We start from the raw sequence: 18,353 nt of genomic DNA on the forward strand, positions 1-18,353 counted from the left end.
GGGTTAGTATTTTGCGAGGGGGTAAAAATGCTCCAAAAAACCGTTAGAAAAGGCTTTTTGACCTGGTAGCTTTGAGTACATGGTTACCACGGTCCGCCGCGCAGGTCATCGGACTGACCCCGCACAAACCATCGCATGAGGACATCCCCGCCACGAGCACGGGATGGTGATGGACAAACCAAAGCGGTGCCAAAACCGCAGGCCGACCGCCTATAGGCTTCTCACCTATAGATCACCTATCACTCAACCACTCACGGGCGTTCACGCCCCAGAAACACCAACAACGAGGACACCCCATGGCACTTCGCCCCCGCACCGTTAAGGCAGGCTCTCTCGCGGCTATTGCCGTTCCCACCGTGCTCGGTAGCACCCTGCTGTCTCCCGCATCCGCGTTCGCTCCCGTCGTGCAGGACATCCCCGGCGGCGCACCCCAGGGCTCGCTCTTTACCGCGACCGCCCAGTCTACTCTTTCGCAGGTGGCTGTGCAGGTTCGCCAGCAGGCTGAGGCTCCCGCAACCAACCAGGTCCAGCCCATCCAGCAGACCTACACCGCGCAGGCAACTCAGGCAGCACAGACCGAGCAGGCTACTCCCGCAACCTTCCAGTCTGCGCAGACCACCCCCTCGGCACAGGCGACCCAGACCGCCCCCGTGGTCACCGAGCCCACTCTCTCGCAGGTTGCTAACGCCCAGACCGTTCAAGCGGCACAGTCCACCGTTGCCGGCAGCACCGTTCCCGCAACCCGCACCAACCAGACTTTCCTGTCCTACACCTCCCCGGCGGGCACCACCTCGCGGTACCACGTGTACGCTGAGGGCGTGGACTTCTCCAAGCCCGTTGGCGTGGTCTTCTACTTCGACGGCGACTACTGGCGCAACGACCAGTCCAAGGTCTACGACCCCTCCGGCGAGCTGGCTCAGATGGCTGCCTCCGCCGCTGCACAGAACATGCTGTTCGTGCCCGTCATCTCCCCGGACACCAACCGTTACGATGCTGGCGTGACCTGGTGGGAGGACATGGAGCGCAACGGCGAGTTCTTCCGCTCCTTCGCGTCTTCCTTCATCGCGGCTAACGGCGTGGACTCCTCCAACGTGTGGACCATGGGTTACTCCGGTGGTGCCGAGTTCATCACCTACGAGCTGAACACCAAGCCCCAGACCTGGCGCAATGGTGGCGGCTCCATCATGGTCGCCGGCGGTGGCCTGGATGAGGGCACCCCCTCCGCAGCGCTGAAGTCCCAGCCGATGTTCTGGTACGCAAACTCGAACGACGGCACCGGCGAGACCTACCCGCAGACCTGGAGCGCCCGCGGCGCCGTTGAGGGCGGCTACAACGCCTACCGCAACGCTGGCTACACCAACGCCTCCGCAACCGTTCTGAACGGCTCGGGCCACTTCGACTACAACTTCTCCCAGATCCTGAGCAACTCGCTCACCAAGGGTAAGGCAACCGCCGCCCCCAATGTCGAGCAGAAGGCTGAGCAGAAGACCGAACAGAAGCAGCAGAGCACCCAGCGTGCCCGCACCATGAGCTCCGCAACCTACCAGAGCTACACCTCCCCGGCCGGCACCACCTCGCAGTACCACGTGTACGCGAACAACCTGGACTACTCCAAGCCCGTTGGCGTGGTCTTCTACTTCGACGGTGACTACTGGCAGCGTGACGAGTCCAAGGTCTACACCCCCGACGAGGGCATGCTCGCGGCAATGGGCAAGATCGCGAACGCCCGCAACATGGTGTTTGTGCCGGTCATTTCCCCGGACACCAACGCATCCGGTGACGGCATCACCTGGTGGGAAGATATGGACGCCAATGGTGAGTTCTTCCGTTCCTTCGCGAAGTCCTTCGTGAGCGAGAACAACCTGGACGCATCCCAGGTGTGGACCATGGGTTACTCCGGTGGCGCCGAGTTCATCACCTACGAGCTGACCGATCACAACACCTCCTGGCGTAACGGCGGCGGCTCCATCATGGTTGCAGGCGGCGACTCGGACGGATCGGTGGACGCTGACGCAACCACCAAGGCATCCCCGATGTACTGGTGGGTTGGCGCGAATGACACCTCCGGTAACACCAACCCCGTTACCTGGAGCGCACGAGGCGCCGTCGAGTCCGGTTACAACGCATACTTGGGCGCAGGCTTCTCTGACGCCCGCGTGAAGCTGATTGACGGCTTCAGCCACCACGACTACGACCTGCCGCACATCCTGGCCTCCTCGCTGGACTTCGCGGGCAAGACCCCCGCGCTGGGCTACAGCGACCTGTCCGACTCGAACCCGAACTACAACGAGATCAGCTGGAACTCTGATCACCGCATCATGCTCGGTTTCGCGGACGGCACCTTCCGCCCGAACGCGTCGGTCAACCGTGCGCAGCTGGCAACCTACCTGTACCGCGTGGCTGGTCGCCCCGCCGTGAACGCACCGGCCGTTTCGCCGTTCAGCGACGTTCCGGTTAACCACCCCGCGTACAAGGAGATTTACTGGCTGAGCCAGCAGGGTATCACCGGTAGCGACTTCCGTCCCCTGGAGGCCGTCACCGAGTCCACCATGGCCGAGTTCATGTACCGTGCGGCCGGCTCCCCGGCACAGGCTCAGGGCGGCTACGCATCGCAGGCCCTGGCCTGGACCGCCTCGAATGGCATCGGCACCGGCTCAACCTCCTCGGCAGCCATCACCCGTGACGCTATGGCAGGCTACCTGTACATCTACGCTAACTAAGGCGTACGGCTCCTAAGGCATAAAGAACCGCCCCGCTCCTTTTCAGGAGCGGGGCGGTTCTTGTATGTGACCTACAGGGAGGCGCCTATCGGCGCGCTACCGGATTAGAGGGTCTGGGTGGGGGTGTCGCCACCGATAGCGGGGGTCTGCTTTGCCTTCAGCTCGGCCAGGCGGGTGTCGAGCTCGTTCTGGCGACCCATCTCCTCCAGGGTGTTGAACTGTGCGTCCAGCGAGGAGGATGCCAGCTCCTGCTGACCGATGACGCGTGCCTCTTCGCGGCGGACCTTCTCTTCGAAACGGTAGATTTCGCTGGTCGGGTCCATCACGTCGAAGGCCTTCAGAGCGTCGTTGACCTGGCTCTGAGCGGTGGCGGTCTTCTGACGCGAGGTCAGTTCGTCGCGCTTGTACTTCAGCTCGTCGAGCTTGGTACGCATCTTGTCCAGACCGTCCTTGAGCTGGTTCACGACCTGGGTCTGGGAAGCCAGCTGGGGCTCGAGGGCCTGTGCAGCCTTCTCAGCCTGCATCTGCTTGCCCAGGGCAACCTTGGCGAGGTTGTCGAACTTGTCAGCGTTAGCGGTATCGCCAGCGGTGCGAAGCTCATCTGCCTTGTTGGAGGCGGCCAGAGCCTTGGCGCCCCACTCCTGGGCTTCCTTGAGGTCCTCTGCGTGGTCCTTCTCCAGCAGGCGCAGGTTGCCGATGGTCTGGGCGACGGCGGCCTCTGCCTCACGGATGCTGTTGGTGTAGTCGCGAACCATCTGGTCCAGCATCTTCTGCGGGTCCTCGGCAGCGTCGAGCAGGGCGTTGATGTTTGCCTTCGCCAGCTGTGCGATTCGACCGAAGATAGTCTGCTTAGCCATGATTTCCTACTTTCTGTTCAACGGGCTGCGGGGGAGCGCCACGCTCCTCGTGAGCCGTGCCCGTACAACTTATTATGTGAGAGGTTTCTGGGCGCGGGCTGTGAAAACCATGCACACCCGATGACCTCAATCTGAACTTTGGGTGAATTGGGTGAACTAGAAGCTACCGCCGTCGCCACCGCCGCTACCCCAGTCGCCGCCTCCGCCGCCACTGAAGCCGCCGCCGCTCCAGCCTCCGCCGGAGGAGGAGCCGCCGGAGCTGCTGCCCCAGCTGTGGGTCGAGCCGGAGCCCAGGGTGTTCAGGATGGCACCCAGCAACAGGCCCTTCGCGAGGTCGCTACCCCAGCTATTACCGCCGCCACCGCTGGACCGTTCGGAGAACTGGCCCATCTCGCGGGCGGCGCGGTTCTGCGCGTCGTTGGCCTGCTGAAGGGCCATGTTGGCCTCGTTCAGAGCCTCCAACGGGTTGGAGTTACGCATCCGGTTGGCGTTCATGAGGTGACGTTCGGCTTCGGAGATCGCGGTCAGGGTCGTGGGGCCCACGGCGCCGCGACGATTATCGATGTACCCGCGGGCACCGGTCACCGCGGCGTGCGCGGAGCGGAGGGTGCGATCGAGGGTCTGGCTTGCCGCGCGGGAACGATCGCGGGTGGCGCGCATTTCCGTCATCGACTTGTCCAGCTCGCTCGAGAGCTGACGCAGCTGATTGGCCAGGGCCAGCGGGTCGTTCGGGCGGGCGGTGGAGCTCTGCGTCACCTGTCCGAGGACCGCTTCCATACCGGCAGCCACGGCGGCCAGGTCGGAACGGCCCTGGGACATGGCCAGGCTCTTGGCCTCGGCCACGTCGCGCTGAATACTCAGCAGGTCGGTACTCAAAGCCTCCTGAGCCGCGTTGAGCTCGTTGTTGCGGTTCGTCACCGCATTGGACAGCGCGAGAATTTGTGCCGAGGCTTCCTCGGCAGAGCGCAGGTGTGCAACGGCCTCGGCTCGGTTGGTATCCACCAGCTGCTGTGCTTTCTGAAGCTCATCGGTGCACAGAGCCAGGTTCGATTCCAGCAGAGCAGCGGTCTTCGAGATGGGCTCCAGAGCCGAGGGCAGGTAGCGTTCCTTCATCTGGGCGTATCGGGCGGAGCACTCCGCCACCGTGCTACGCACCTGCGGGAGGTGCTCGTTCAGCGCAGCGATGGCCTGGGGGGCCTGCTGCTCAAGGTCGCGCATCTGGGCCAGCTGAGCGTCCTGCTCCTGCGAGATGCGGGCCACGGCCTGGGAGTTATCGATAATCTCGCTCAACCAGGCGCGCTGCTCCGCCTCAGTATCGGGAATACTGTCGGTCAGCAGCTGCTGGCGCTGGAAGGAACGGCGCATCAGTTCTTCGGCGCGGGCGATTTCCTTCTCGAAGCGGGCGACCTGCTGATCGCCGTACTGGGCGCGCGCAAACTCCAGCTCCTGCTTGGCGCGACTCATCGTGGTGTCGGCCTGCAACAGGGCGCTACCGGCGCGGGTGCGTAGCTCTTCCAGGGGAATCTCCGGGACCTGCGGACGCGGAACCGGGCGGGGAGCGTTATAGGTGTTCTGCTGCGGGGCGTTTTTGCGACGCTTACGGCGACGAGCCGCGTACACGCCACCACCAACGGCAGCCACCGCACCGACTCCCAGCACACCGGTCACCACGCTCGAAGAGCTGCCGCCCTTCTGAGCCTCGATACCCTCGACCGCGGCCAACGCCGCGCCGGAGTAATCGCTGTTCTGCAGCTTCGGCTTGATGTAGTTCTGGTACACCTTCGTCTGCTGATCGCTCGACAGGGTCTTCGTGCTACCGGCCAAGAAATACGCCTGGCGGCTTTCGGTAGCAATCACCAGCACCACATCGGCCGAGCCCCAGTTGTTCTTCGCGGCCAGGGCCTTGGTCCACGCCTGGGAACCCGAGGGGTTCTCAAACTTATCGATGGTCACCACGTGCAGGTCCACGTTGTGCTTCTTCGACAGAGCCGAAATCTTGGAACTCAGCGTGGAGGTATTGCCCAGGGAATTCGTGGTGTCGTAGATGCGGGTACCGGTAATCTGCATGGGGTCAGCGGCCTGTGCGGCCGAGGGGCCGGCGGCGGTAAAGAACGCCGAACCGGCCGGGGCCACGACAGGGGCGAAGGACAGACCTGCTGCCAGCGCTGTGGCACCCACTACGGTGCGTAGGCGCGGGCGCTGACTGCGAGAGTAACGCGCGGGGGCGTGGTTGGTCATACTATTTCCTCCGTTATCGTGACGTATTTATGTGCTCGTTCGTGCAGGTAGCGGTCGTTGCGTACCCTCAACACCGGTCACACTATTAGTGTAACCGCGGCCCCGCGGTCAAGGCCCGATGATACGAAGCCTTCAGCGAATATGACCCGAATATTGGAACTCTGTTTACTGATCGTTTACTTTGACTGTTAGCGGTGAGAATCCCTTGCCTGCTTGCGATTCATAAGAAGGTAATGCGGGACGCCCCGAGCATCCGAGCCGTACACGGTACTCGTCTTTCCGTCGGAGACGCTCACCGTTGATACGAGCGCGCAGCCCCGCATCTTGGCGGTGCTCAGCCTTCTCTCACCATCACGGATGAGTTCCTGAGCCTGCTCCCACGCGTCGCGGAGCGAGGGGAAAGCACCCGCCGCAACGGGGCGGGAAGATTCGCGAGCCTCGATGAGGTCTTCCAACGCCTCAACGGTGTGAAGCACCCCAACGCTCCCGGTATCGTCTGCGCACGGGCCACAAGCGGTGCGTTCGATGAGAGAAAGAGGAAGGTACCCGTCGCACGTGACGAGCCAGGTCAGTTGCCTCTGCACGGTATGTAGACGTACCGTCTGGCGGAGTAGACGTACGTGAGCCCGCAGCAGGGGGAGGGGAATCTGCTCGGGACGAGCCGGGGACGCGGAGCCGGGATTCGCGAGCAAGAGCTCCCCCTCGTAGTGCAGGAAACGGATGATATCGGGGAACCCCGTTAGCGATTGGATGCGCTTCCCGATTGTGATAAGGGAATAGGGACCGGGATGATCCCAATCCTCTACATGGTTGGGAATCATGATTGGCTGTTCCGCGGTCTTTGGGTCGTGCTGAGCCAGCAGGCGAAGGTCGGCGGTCATCTCCTCGATGATTCCCTCACCCTCAAGCGCGAGGATAAGGTTCATCGCCTCGATGGTCTCGCGCACATGAATGTCTAGCACGGCCGCGAGGAACTCGGCGTCCTGCAACTGTTGGCGTGCCGCATCGAGACTCTCCTCGAGAGTGGCTTGCATACCCGTCAGCTCAAACTCGTTCAGATCTTCGACGCGCAAAAATTTGGTGATGCCGTCCCGACCGGTGCGGTAGAACGGATCGGTGAACTTCAATACGGACTGAACTAGCAGCAGGGCCTGCTCGCGCAGAGCAGGAAGAAGATTCGTAGCGTATTGAATCGTGGCATCCCAGAGCTTTCTGCTCTCATCCTTTTCACCCAGCCCACCGCCATTCGACGCCTTATACTGCTGAGCTCGGTTAGCCAGTACGGTCTGGGAGAGATCCACCGCGAGATCGTAATTTTTCCGCTCCGCGAAGGCTGCCAGCTTCTGCGCGCCCTCGCGCAGGTAACGCACCGCGTGGAGACGGTTGTTCACATCGGCGGGCGGGGTATCCTCCAGCAGACGCCAACGGAAGGTGCGCTCGAAGCACCGCTCCGTCTCCGTCACCACTGAGGACGCCAATGCGAGGGAACGGTCTCGGGCGTGGGCGAAGGAATCCGGCTTTCCTTCGAGGTTAGCGAGGGAAGCGTAGTACTTCAGGGCTTCGCTAAGCCGCATGCGGTTCTGCTCAATGGACTGCTCCAGCTCAGCTGAGAGAAGTTCCTTCGATGCGTTCGGCGTCTGCTTTAGGGAGTGCAGGGGAGAAACCTGCGCACGCTCAAGCGTCTGCAGGTTCAGCACAGCGCGTGTGAGGTAGCTTTCGAGGGTTTTGACCTGTTGCTGCCACGAATACTGGTCAAGGGGCATGATTGCTAACGGCTCCCACTAGCAGACGCTGCGAGAGTAACGCGCGGGGGCGTGGTTGGTCATGCTATTTCCTCCGTTATCGTGACGTATTTATGTGCTCGTTCGTGCAGGTAGCGGTCGTTGCGTACCCTCAACACCGGTCACACTATTAGTGTAACCGCGGCCCAGCAACCGACCCAGCTAACAGCCCGGCAGCCTGCCCCGCGGCCAATGCCTGATGATACGAAGCCTTCAGCGAATAAGACCACAATATTGTGCGGTTGTTTGCCACCCGCTTACCGTCTTCCCAGGGTTATACAGGAAAGCCGGCATACAGGTGGGCCGGCGTCTAGCCTTCCGCCAGACCCCGGCCCACCGGCTATTCAGCTAGTTAGCGCCGACGCGCAATCTTTAGATTGCGCATCAGGTGCTCCACTACCTCAGCGGCATCAACATCGTGGATGCTCTGTGCTATGCCGTTCACTACCTTAACCCGCGAAGACGAGGCGAACATCCAGCCTAAGAACTGCACGGTATTCAGCAACCTAGAACTGCAATCTGCCTGCTTCCGCATCTGCGACCACAAAAAGGGCGTAGTCGGCACGTCACGACCCCTATACTCCCTGGAGTTAGAACGGGCGTCCAGAAGCTCAGCGAGCGCCTCAATATTTTCGGTCAGCTCCTTCAGATCCTCATCCGCGGCAGAGGGACCAACGTAATACCGTTCAACCGGGCTCAAAGGCATGTAGCCGCTACAGCTACTCACCCATGCCAGCTTCAAACGCAGATTCTGCAGGCGAAGCACCTGCTGCAGAAGCCGCGAATGGGTGCGCAACACCGACAGCGGCATGGAAGATGACTTCATCTCCTCCGAAAGCAGACCCTCGAAGGAACCTTCCCCGGAAAACGCCTTATACGGATCCGAGACGCCCACCAGAAGCACCGGTCCCTCGTAGTGAACGAACGCCAGAACCTCGGGAACACTCGAAAGGCAACGGATGCGCTCGCCAATGGTCGGAAGATCCTCCCCATCCGGGGCGTACTGTTCGCGGCTGAACATCAACGTCTGGATAGGCCGCTCGGCAAGGTCGGGCGAGTCATGAGCAAGCGCCCGCAAATCGGTCACAACCTCGGTCAGAACGCCGTCCTGCTCAACCTGCAGAAGCTCCTCCAGAAGCTCAATGACAGCGTTCGTCTGCAGGCTCAAGACCGCGGCGCAGAACTCCGCATTCTGAAGCTCAAGACGCACCTTCTCCAGGCGCTCTTCCAGCGTGGACTGCACGCCCTTGAGCTCAAACTCGCTCAGCTGCTCTGGGCGGAGCATACGGTGCACACCGTCCTCGCCAGTGCGGTAGAAAAGTTCGCTAAACTCCAACGTAGACTGCACGCCCTTCAACGCCCGCTCTCGCAACTCGGGCAGAACGTCAAAGGCGACTTCGGTCATCTCATTCCAGACCTTGCCCTCATCGATCTTCGAATCCTTGCGGGCCGTCTTTTTCCAGGTCTCGGCAAGCTGCATAGCGCGGTCATATTCGCTCAGCTCCACAAAAGCCGCCAGCTTCTGGGCGCTCTCACGCAGATAACGCACCGCGTACAGGCGGTCGTTCAAAGAATCCGGGAGGGTATCCTCCAGCAGGCGCCAACGGAAGGTACGCTCAAAGCACCGCTCCGTCATTTCAATGACGGTGGCGCTCAGGGAGAGCGCGTGGTCGCGGGCAAAAGCGAAAGAGCCCGGGGCCTCCGCCAGACGGGGCAGGGACGTATAGAACTCCAAAGCCCCGCCCAGCTTCAGCCGAGACTTCCGGATGGTCTCTTCCAGCTCAGCGGCAAGTACCGCGCGGTCAGCCTGGGCAGTCTCCTTGAAACTGTGCAGCGGAGACACCTGCGCACGCTCGAGCGTCTGCAGGTTCATGACCGCACGCATGAGATAGTTCTCAAGAATATCGACCTGCTCCCAGCGCTGACGCTGGTTCAGCGGAACATGATTCTCCTGCGTGCCCACCAGCAGGTGCTGCGGCACACCGCTAATCGACGGCAACGCAAAGACCTCATCCTCAGATTTACTGACAGAAAGCACCATGGGGTAGCGGCTGCGCTGCGCGTTCTCTAGAGGGGGGATGAGCTTGAAGTTGGTGCTCAAAGAGAAAGGGTCGGAAGGCGCAGGCTTGGGCTGGTCAGCCTCGTCCTTCTGCGTAGTTTCTTCCTGCTGAGCCGTCCCGATTGGGGGAGTGGCCTCCTGCCGAACGGCGGCCTCCGGCCGGGATTCTTCGCGCACACCGGCCTCTCGAGCGCCAGCGGGGTTTTCCACCTGCAGGGGAGCGAGCGGGGAGGGCACCCCCTGCTTCGCTGCGGTGCTCTCAACACGGTTCTGCTGTGCATCGTTAGCCGGGGCGGTACCCTGCGGGTCACCCGAGGGCTGCGGATTCGGCAGGTACTGCTGCGGATAGCTGACGGCACCCCGGACGGGCTGACCCTGCTGGTTCTGCGCCTGCGGAGGCTGAACCTGCGGAGGGTACCCGTGCTGGGGTTGTCCCGAAGCATGGGGAGGCGCCTGCGGTGTGCTCGTCGGGTACGGGCTGTACGGAGGCGACACCCGCTGATTCTGCTGCGCGCCGTTTTTGCCCTGCCGTTTCTGGGCACGGAGGCTAACCAGCAGAACGACAAGGGTGATAGCGAGTACGCCCCCGAGGAGGGTGTACAGGGGTGCAGGGCCCGCCACCGATAGCGAAGGTAGCGTGGCGAGAAGAGCGAACGCGGCGCAGGAAGTACTCATGTCTTTACGATAGCCCAGCATGCCCCGCCGTGCTCGGGAGCGTGTGAATCCGCCGCATACTAAGAGTCGATACCCGAGCCATCCTGCGGAGCGGGTGAGCCCGGGACGCGGAGCTAACGCAGGTACGAGCCCAAACAAAGAAGCGGCCCCCACCCGTATTCGGGGTGGGGACCGCATCCTCATCACTCATCACTTAACACATATGTCCCGGCTCGGCCTCACCCGAGCCGAAGGACACTTTCGGGGATACACCCCCATCCGTTACGGGTCTCTCAACTCCCGTACCGGAAAACTCGTTCGACGGTAAAGTCCTATCCGTCGTCTTGGCCAACGCTATCTAGAGATGGCCGCGCTCTGGTGTCGCTCGTGGAGTTGTTCCTCCTGCTGGCGGCGGTACACCATGCCTGAGCAGCAGGCCACCACACCGGCACCGATGCCGATTGAGCAAACCAATATGGCGCAAAAGATTATGGTTGCAATCACTGGAGTTCCTCCTTCGTTTATCATCTGCCCTCCACGCTACGGGTCTTCTCTGTGCTTCAGCTGTGCGTAGAGGCGGGCACCGCTGTGTAGATTGCCGTTCGCTAGATTCTCATTTGCGGGCACTTCGCGGGTAGCGCGGGGAAAAGCCGACACTCAGAAAATTCCCAGGGAACTCTACGCTGAGCGACAGTGAAAAAGCATCGAACGGCACAAAAGACCCTCTACAGTAGATAGAGATAGTGCGCCCGAACGACGCACGGGTAGACTTCAAGGAGAACAAACCCATGACTCAGAACACCGGATGGTCTCAGGGCGGCAACGACGGCCTCTCCGACGCGACACGGCCCCTGCAGAGCGTAAACGGGCAGCCCAATTACCAGGGTTATCAGCAGGTCGGGTACCAGGCCTCCCAAAACGGCTACTCGCAGGCGTACCCTCAGAACGGCTACGGGTATCGTGCGACCGCTACGGTAGCTTCCCCCGCCCCGGAGAAGAGCAAGCGTTACGGCGGCGGAGTTGTTCTCACCGCGGCCGTGCTCGCAGCCCTCGTGGGTGGCGGCGTGGGCGCCGGCGTCGGGTCCTTCACCGCCTCGGCCGGTTCCTCCTCTTCGAGCTCCTCTCGTGGGTCGGTGAGCTCCAATATCAGCAACTCGTCGACTGTCACCGGCGTCGCCGAGACCGCGAAGAAGGTTCTTCCCTCGACCGTTAGCATCGTGGCATCTGACGGGTCGAGCACTGCCGGCGGCGGCAGCGGCGTCGTTCTGGACAAGGAAGGACACATCCTGACGAATAACCACGTGGTGGTTTTCTCTAACAGGGAAGCCTCCATCGTCGAGGTGCGTCTGAACGACGGTACGGTGCGCACCGCCAAGATTGTGGGGCGCGATGAAGCCTCCGATCTGGCTGTCCTGAAGATTAACTCTTCCGGACTTGACCTGCAGCCCATCACCTGGGGAGATTCTTCGAAGCTGGTCTCGGGCGAGGTCGTGGTGGCCCTCGGCGCGCCCTACAGCCGTACCGACACGGTCACCTCCGGCGTGGTGTCGAACGCGAACCGCGTGCAGCCTGCCGATGAGAAGGGCCAGAACTACATCCCCATGGTTCAGACTGACGCCCCCATCAACCACGGTAACTCCGGCGGCCCGCTCGTCAACCTCAAGGGAGAACTGGTCGGCATTAACGCGCAGGGCCAGGCCAGCCAGGACGGCGGTACCGCCGACGGTATGGCCTTCTCGATTACTTCGAACTACGCCAAGCGTATCTCCTCCGAAATCATCGCTAACGGCAAGGCCACCCACGGTTACCTGGGTGCGAACGTTAAGAACAGCCCCGCCGACACCGGTAGCGGCTCCTCGAAGCTGATTTCCGGCGGTGTGGAGATTAGCTCTGTGACCTCCGGCAGCCCCGCAGCCAAGGCAGATTTGCGTGCCGGCGACATCGTAGTGGAGGCGGACGGCCACCCCATCACGAAGAGCGACGAGCTCAACGGCACGGTGCGTGCGGCGGCGGCCGGCTCGAACATGACGCTCAAGGTTAAGCGCGGCGGGACGACCAAGGACATCACCGTGACCCTGGGCAGCGCCAGCTCGTAGCGCTAACCCGCCTCTTTGGCGCTCGCCTCTGCGACGGGGATGCGAGCCGACAAATACGGGCGGGTAGAAGAGCAAATAGAGACGAAGCTCCCGACCCTCGATGTGAGGGCCGGGAGCTTCGTCGTATTAGCGCTACGGGAACGGCCTTGCGGGAAGGCTAGGCGTTCTTGAGAATCTCTGCCACGCGCTTCTGCAGGGCAGGGATGACCTCCTGCTCGAACCAGGGGTTCTTCGCCTGCCACCTAAAGTTTAGGGGCGAAGGATGCACGAGCGGCAGGAACTTTGGAAGGTAGGACTCCCACGCGCGTACCGTCTCGGTCAGGTTACGTTCGGCCTTCGGACCGCGCTTACCGTTCAGATAGTACTTCTGGGAGTACGCGCCCACCAGCAGAATCAGCTGAACGTCCGGCATGAGACCCAGCAGCTGCGGATGCCACTTCGGCGCGAAATCCTTACGCGGTGGGTTATCGCCGTGCGCGCCCTTACCGGGGTAGTAGAAATCCATCGGCAGCAGCGAAATGAGCTCGGGGTTGTAGAACTGCTCGTCTGTCACGCCCATCCACTCGCGCAGCTTCTCACCGCTCGGGTCGTTCCACGGGATGCGGCTTTCCTGCGCGGCGCGCCCCGGTGCCTGACCAATCACCACGATGTGTGCCCTAGGTGACGCCGAATAGACCGGCTCCCAGCCCTGCTCGGTGTACTCCTTATTCTCAGGATCCCGGCGAATCTGCTCGGCCAGGGGAGGGGTAGAACTCAGAATCTGCTGAACCATGTGCTCGGGCAAATCGTGGTGTGCGGTAGCCATGCTAGATGGCGCCTCCTTCAAATCCGTTCTGGCGCCAGGCCTCAAACACGGCAATCGATGCGGAGTTAGCCAGATTGAGGGAACGACGGCCAGGCTTCATGGGAATCTTAACCCGTTCGGTAATGTGCTCGTCCCGCTGTACCTCGGCGGGCAGACCCACCGACTCGGGGCCGAACATGAGGACGTCTCCGGGACGGTACTCGATATCCGCGTAGGAGGTCGAGGCCGTGGTCGTGAACGCGAAGACGCGCTCCGGCTCGAGGGCTCGCCAGGCGTCCTCGAGGGTCTTGTGGACGGTCACCACGGCCAGGTCGTGGTAATCCAGGCCCGCGCGGCGCAGGTGGGCGTTATCGAAGTTGAAACCCAGCGGCTCCACCAGATGCAATTCGGCACCGGTAATCGCGGCCAGTCGGATGGCGTTACCGGTATTACCCGGAATCTCGGGGGTATAGAAAAGAATCTTGAACACGTTCCTAAGTGTACCGCGTAGCCTTTGAACAGCCCGGCTGAGTAGCGCTCACCGACTTACCCACAGGCAAATGCTGCTAGAAGAGGCCAGAGGCAGCGCGATAAAATAAGCGAGGCGAACAGCCACGCATCCAGCAGGAGGAACACATGAGCGCAGAAACCAACCGCCAGAACGGCCGCGTCTACCTTGACCACGCCGCAACCACCGAGGTGCTTCCCTCCGCCATCGACGCGATGGTCGAACAGATGCGCGCGGGCGGCAACCCCTCCTCACTGCACGCCCTGGGCCGAGACGCCCGAGCCACCGTCGAGTACGCCCGCGAACGCATAGCCCGCGCCATTGGCGCCGACCCCGCCGAGGTTATTTTCACCTCGGGCGGCACCGAGGCGGACAACCTCGCCGTCAAGGGCATCTACTGGAAGCGCCGCGAGGAAGACGCTCGGCGTACCCGAATTCTCGTCTCCTCCATCGAACACCACGCCGTGGAAGACACCTGCGAGTGGCTTGAAAAGGCCGAGGGCGCACGGATTGAATGGATTCCCGTGGACGAACGCGGCCGCGTGAACCCGCAGACGGTCCGCGAGCTCATCGAGAAGAACCCCGAGGACGTCGCGCTCGTGACCGTCATGTGGGCCAATAACGAGGTGGGCACCGTGCAGCCCATCCCCGAGATTGCCGCTATCGCCGCCGAGTACGGGATTCCCATGCACTCGGACGCCGTGCAGGCCTTTGGCGCTGTGCCGATTGACTTCCATGCCAGCGGCACGACCACCCTCGCCATTTCCGGCCATAAGATTGGCGGCCCCATGGGCATCGGTGCGCTGGTCGCCACCCGCGCCGTGCAGATGACCCCCGTGCTCCACGGCGGCGGTCAGGAACGCTCCGTGCGTTCCGGCACTATCGACGCACCCGCCATCGCGGGCTTTGCCGAAGCCGCCGTGCACGCGGTTGAGCACCTGCCCCAGGAATCGGCCCGCATCGCCGCGCTACGCAACGAACTCGTGGCCGCCGTGAGCGCGCTCATTCCGCAGGCGCACCTGAGCGGCGAGGACCCGCTCACCGAGGAGTACCCCGGCCAGAAGCGCCTGCCCGGCAACGCGCACTTCACCTTCGAGAACGCAGAGGGTGACACCCTGCTCTTCCTGCTGGACATGCAGGGCATCAGCAGCTCCACCGGCTCGGCCTGCAACGCCGGGGTAACCCGCCCCTCCCACGTGCTCATCGCCATGGGTATGGACGAGGACACCGCCCGCAGCGCCCAGCGCTTCACCCTCGGCCACTCGAGCACCGGCGCGGATATTGCGCGCCTCATCGCGGCCCTGCCCGCCGCCTACACCCAGGCCGCCAAGGCTGGGCTGTCGTCTCAGCTGCCGGACGCATCCCGCTGGCACTAAGCATCCCCGCATAGAACGCCCCGGAACCGCCTAAAACACCCCGAAGCCCCGAACCTCACCCCTGGACCGGAGGTTCGCTGAGGGTGCACTGCCCGGTACCGGGGCGTCGCCCTGCGTACAATAGGTAGCTACAGCCTCGGGCCCGTGCTTCTGCGCGCCCGCGCATCCGAGGCAGCCGATAGAGCATCGGTGTATGGACGACACCAACACAGGACCGGCCGAACACCCCGCCGCGCAACGCGCGGCAAGGTTCGGCCACGGAAACGAGGAATAGCGTAGTGAAGATTCTGGCAGCTATGAGCGGCGGCGTTGACTCCGCCGTGGCCGCAGCCCGCGCCGTCGATGCGGGTCACGAGGTCGTGGGCGTGCACCTGGCCCTCTCGCGCATGCCCGGAACCCTGCGCACCGGCTCCCGCGGATGCTGCACCCTCGAAGACTCCATGGACGCCCGCCGCGTCTGCTCCCAGCTGGGTATTCCCTTCTTCGTCTGGGACTTCTCGGAACGCTTCAAGGAAGACGTCGTGGACGACTTCATCGCCGAATATGAGGCCGGGCGAACCCCCAACCCCTGCATGCGCTGCAACGAGAAGATCAAGTTCGCGGCCCTGCTCGAACGCGCCGTCGCCCTCGGCTTCGACGCCGTGGTGACCGGCCATTACGCCCGCGTCATCACGAACGAGGACGGTAACCGTGAGCTGCATCGCGCCGCCGACTGGGCCAAGGACCAGTCCTACGTGCTCGGCGTGCTCACCCACGAGCAGCTCAAGCACGCCTGGTTCCCCCTGGCCGATACCCCCTCGAAGGCCCAGGTGCGTGCCGAGGCCGCCGAGCGCGGCTTCTCCGTGGCGAAGAAGCCTGACTCCTACGACATCTGCTTCATCCCCGAAGGCGACACCCGCGCGTGGCTCGGCGAGCACATCCAGATGCGCCCGGGCCTCATCAAGGACACGAGCGGCCAGGTGCTTGGCGAGCACCCCGGCGCTCAGGCCTACACCGTCGGTCAGCGTAAGGGCCTGGCGCTGGGCCGCCCCGCCCCCGACGGCAAGCCTCGCTTCGTGCTGGAGGTGCGCCCCAAAGAGAACGAGGTGATTGTCGGATCCCGCGAGCTTCTGGCCGTGGACGAGATTCGCGGCATCCGCGCCACCTGGGCGGGAGTCCCGGTGGATCAGGCAGCCCGCTTCCTGCAGGAACCGGAGCAGCCAGGCGCTCGCAGCGAAGAGTTTGAGGTGACCGCGCAGGTGCGCGCCCACGCCGACCCGGTGCGCGCCAAGGCGTACCTGACCTGGGCCCCTGACCCCGAAGCTGAAGAAGAGAACGCGCTGCGCCTGGAGACCGTGGTGCGCCTGCTGGACCCGATCTCGGGCGTCGCTCCCGGCCAGACCATGGTGCTCTACCAGGGCACCCGCGTGCTGGGCCAGTCCACGATTGCCCGCGCATACTCCCTGAACCGCGAGGATATTCAGGAAGCCCTGGGCGCATAAGGCACAGCAGTAAATACTCTCGCGGTTTGCCCCAACCACACTGCAGCAGCAACGCACAGAAGACCACAACCAATCTGAGGAGAAACCGATGACCGCCGAACACACGTCCTGCGAATTTGACCCTCACGCCACCTCCATGGGCGATGAGGTTGCGCCCGAGGTCTACGAGGAGCTTTTCGCGATGCGCCGCTCCATCGACAACTTCGATGCGGCTCTCGTGCACATTTTGGCGGAGCGCTTTCAGGCCACGAAGCGCGTGGGTCTGCTCAAGGCTAAGCACAATCTGCCGGCGGGCGACCCCAGCCGCGAGGAAGCTCAGATTGCCCGTCTGCGCGCTATGGCGAAGGAGTCCAGCCTGGACCCCGAGTTCGCCGAGAAGTTCCTGAACTTCATCATTTCTGAGGTGATTCGTCACCACATTCGTATCGCGGCTGAGCAGCAGGACTCCGAGCAGGGCGAGAACCCCGCCTCGGCCGATCATGCAGAGTAGCCCTCGCCGGGGCGGGCGAGGCCCCGCGCCGGAACCGATGCCTCAACATCTGCTGATGCCCGGCGAGTACCGTGCCCCCGAGGGCGACGAGCTGGACGAGCGGGAGCTCGCGGCCCTCGCCGCCGAGCGTCCTCTGGTGCGCGCCAGCGGCACCGGGACCTTCCCCGGAACCTCCCTGGCGGAGGCGATGGCCCGCATCGAGGGAGAACTGGGAGCGCCACATCTGCCCTATCTGCCGCAGCTGCCGGCCGCCGGCTGGAAGGGCACCGCGACCGCGCGCACCCTGGCAATCTGCGAGGGAATCGCCTTTGATGGTGCATCCTTCGGCTGGCGCATGGTGCACAGCACCGGACGCGGCGCACGCGAATCGGCCCTGGCCGAGGACCGGCTGCTCTCGGATATCAATCTTCTGGCTGACCGAGTGGGCTCACGCGCTTCGGGCCCCCGCACCTCAACGCAGACCGGGGGAGAGGGGACGACCCGCCCCGCCTACAAGATCCAGCTCACCGGCCCGCTGAGCCTTGCCGCGCAGGTGTACCTGCCCGGTGGCGAACGGGCGATGAGCGATGCCGGTGCAAGCCGCGATCTGCTGGATTCTTTCCTCGAGGGCATGGAACGCTGGTTTATTCTCCTGCGGGAAGCCCTGCAAGCCCCGACCGCGCCGCTGGCCGTGCAATTTGACGAACCAGAATTTCAACGCCTGCTGGAGGGCTCTATCCCCACCGTGAGCGGCTTCCGCACCCTGCCGGCAATTGAACCCCATGTCTATCGCGAGGCGTATCGGCGACTGACGGAGCGGTGCGCCGACCTGAACCTGCAGGTCATCCTGAATATCGACGGTACCGGGGTGAAGCCGTTGCGCGCGCCGAAGGTGAGCGTCAAACCCGCCCCGAGCCTGGACGCGCTCGAGATGTTCAAAACCATGCAGACCGCAGCCAACCCCGCCCTGCCCTGCGCCCTGATGCTGCACCCCGACCGCTCCCGTCCGCGCGGGGCGGGAACGCTGCACGTGCCGCCCTTGAACGATCCGCGCTCTTGGGAGCCTATCGCCCAGCTTGTGGATGCGGGGGCCCGCATCTGGCTGCCGGTCGTCACCGAGGAAATGGTGCCTCACCAGGCACGACGCCTTTTCAACCTGTGGCGCGAGGTGGGGTTGGAAGCCCGTCAGCTGAGTTCCGTGGGCCTCATGCCCGACGACGCTCGCCTGCCCGCAGGAGGCTACGCCTCGCTGAGCCTCACGGAGGCGACGGCTTCTCTGGCGCGAGTGGCAGAGTGTGCCCGAGCCCTGGGCGAGTGCGGGGTATGATTA

12 protein-coding genes are annotated in these 18,353 nt (G+C 63.3%); 6 read left to right on the plus strand and 6 right to left on the minus strand.

Translation table 11 applies throughout. The features are described from left to right. The first annotated feature begins 296 nt into the window (after positions 1–296). On the plus strand, positions 297–2,720 hold the full coding sequence (locus AC3E6W_RS02985; protein ID WP_490652281.1) for an S-layer homology domain-containing protein: 2,424 nt from the start codon (positions 297–299) through the stop codon (positions 2,718–2,720). A 104-nt stretch (positions 2,721–2,824) separates the two neighbouring features. On the opposite strand, the gene AC3E6W_RS02990 is transcribed toward AC3E6W_RS02985, so the two are convergent. The 4 genes from AC3E6W_RS02990 to AC3E6W_RS03005 form a co-directional block, all read right to left on the minus strand. Beyond that, entirely contained in the window at positions 2,825–3,577 is a 753-nt protein-coding gene (locus tag AC3E6W_RS02990) for a PspA/IM30 family protein (RefSeq protein WP_049332152.1), read from the minus strand. 156 nt (positions 3,578–3,733) lie between these two features. Further along, on the minus strand, positions 3,734–5,815 hold the full coding sequence (locus AC3E6W_RS02995; RefSeq protein WP_314746282.1) for a TPM domain-containing protein: 2,082 nt from the start codon (positions 5,813–5,815) through the stop codon (positions 3,734–3,736). 188 nt (positions 5,816–6,003) lie between these two features. Next, on the minus strand, positions 6,004–7,578 hold the full coding sequence (locus AC3E6W_RS03000; protein ID WP_490652282.1) for a non-ribosomal peptide synthetase subunit: 1,575 nt from the start codon (positions 7,576–7,578) through the stop codon (positions 6,004–6,006). 370 nt (positions 7,579–7,948) lie between these two features. Next, positions 7,949–10,330 (minus strand): non-ribosomal peptide synthetase subunit, encoded by a 2,382-nt coding sequence (locus AC3E6W_RS03005; protein WP_490652283.1) that lies wholly within the window; start codon positions 10,328–10,330, stop codon positions 7,949–7,951. 767 nt (positions 10,331–11,097) lie between these two features. Between AC3E6W_RS03005 and AC3E6W_RS03010 the strand changes: the two genes are divergently transcribed. Beyond that, the gene (locus AC3E6W_RS03010) at positions 11,098–12,405 is read left to right on the plus strand and encodes a S1C family serine protease (RefSeq protein ID WP_490652284.1); all 1,308 of its coding nucleotides are present in this window, start codon (positions 11,098–11,100) and stop codon (positions 12,403–12,405) included. A gap of 157 nt (positions 12,406–12,562) precedes the next feature. Here the strand turns inward: AC3E6W_RS03010 and AC3E6W_RS03015 are convergent, their stop codons facing one another. Both AC3E6W_RS03015 and AC3E6W_RS03020 read right to left on the minus strand, forming a co-directional pair. Further along, positions 12,563–13,210 (minus strand): uracil-DNA glycosylase family protein, encoded by a 648-nt coding sequence (locus AC3E6W_RS03015; RefSeq protein WP_490652285.1) that lies wholly within the window; start codon positions 13,208–13,210, stop codon positions 12,563–12,565. Position 13,211: 1 nt separating this feature from the next. Beyond that, positions 13,212–13,679: a tRNA (cytidine(34)-2'-O)-methyltransferase gene (locus AC3E6W_RS03020; RefSeq protein ID WP_049333350.1), complete on the minus strand. Its 468-nt coding sequence runs from the start codon at positions 13,677–13,679 to the stop codon at positions 13,212–13,214. Between the two features lie 146 nt (positions 13,680–13,825). Between AC3E6W_RS03020 and AC3E6W_RS03025 the strand changes: the two genes are divergently transcribed. From AC3E6W_RS03025 to AC3E6W_RS03040, 4 genes are all read left to right on the plus strand, one after another. Further along, positions 13,826–15,073: a cysteine desulfurase family protein gene (locus AC3E6W_RS03025; protein ID WP_306539150.1), complete on the plus strand. Its 1,248-nt coding sequence runs from the start codon at positions 13,826–13,828 to the stop codon at positions 15,071–15,073. 278 nt (positions 15,074–15,351) lie between these two features. After that, positions 15,352–16,554 carry a tRNA 2-thiouridine(34) synthase MnmA gene (gene mnmA, locus AC3E6W_RS03030; protein WP_490652286.1) on the plus strand — a complete coding sequence of 401 codons (1,203 nt, stop codon included), beginning with the start codon at positions 15,352–15,354 and terminating at the stop codon, positions 16,552–16,554. An 88-nt stretch (positions 16,555–16,642) separates the two neighbouring features. Next, entirely contained in the window at positions 16,643–17,044 is a 402-nt protein-coding gene (locus AC3E6W_RS03035; protein WP_049343966.1) for a chorismate mutase, read from the plus strand. Between the two features lie 37 nt (positions 17,045–17,081). Continuing rightward, positions 17,082–18,350 (plus strand): uroporphyrinogen decarboxylase/cobalamine-independent methonine synthase family protein, encoded by a 1,269-nt coding sequence (locus tag AC3E6W_RS03040; RefSeq protein ID WP_490652287.1) that lies wholly within the window; start codon positions 17,082–17,084, stop codon positions 18,348–18,350. Positions 18,351–18,353: the final 3 nt, after the last annotated feature.

It is taken from the genome of Rothia sp. SCPM-O-B-18226 (M350), assembly GCF_058213595.1.

Coding starts and splice junctions, on each gene's coding strand:
- AC3E6W_RS03010 (WP_490652284.1), top strand. CDS start 11,098: ATGACTCAGAACACCGGATGGTCTCAGGGCGGCAACGACGGCCTCTCC.
- AC3E6W_RS02990 (WP_049332152.1), bottom strand. CDS start 3,577: ATGGCTAAGCAGACTATCTTCGGTCGAATCGCACAGCTGGCGAAGGCA.
- AC3E6W_RS02995 (WP_314746282.1), bottom strand. CDS start 5,815: ATGACCAACCACGCCCCCGCGCGTTACTCTCGCAGTCAGCGCCCGCGC.
- AC3E6W_RS03040 (WP_490652287.1), top strand. CDS start 17,082: ATGCCTCAACATCTGCTGATGCCCGGCGAGTACCGTGCCCCCGAGGGC.
- AC3E6W_RS03000 (WP_490652282.1), bottom strand. CDS start 7,578: ATGCCCCTTGACCAGTATTCGTGGCAGCAACAGGTCAAAACCCTCGAA.
- AC3E6W_RS03025 (WP_306539150.1), top strand. CDS start 13,826: ATGAGCGCAGAAACCAACCGCCAGAACGGCCGCGTCTACCTTGACCAC.
- AC3E6W_RS02985 (WP_490652281.1), top strand. CDS start 297: ATGGCACTTCGCCCCCGCACCGTTAAGGCAGGCTCTCTCGCGGCTATT.
- AC3E6W_RS03015 (WP_490652285.1), bottom strand. CDS start 13,210: ATGGCTACCGCACACCACGATTTGCCCGAGCACATGGTTCAGCAGATT.
- AC3E6W_RS03035 (WP_049343966.1), top strand. CDS start 16,643: ATGACCGCCGAACACACGTCCTGCGAATTTGACCCTCACGCCACCTCC.
- AC3E6W_RS03005 (WP_490652283.1), bottom strand. CDS start 10,330: ATGAGTACTTCCTGCGCCGCGTTCGCTCTTCTCGCCACGCTACCTTCG.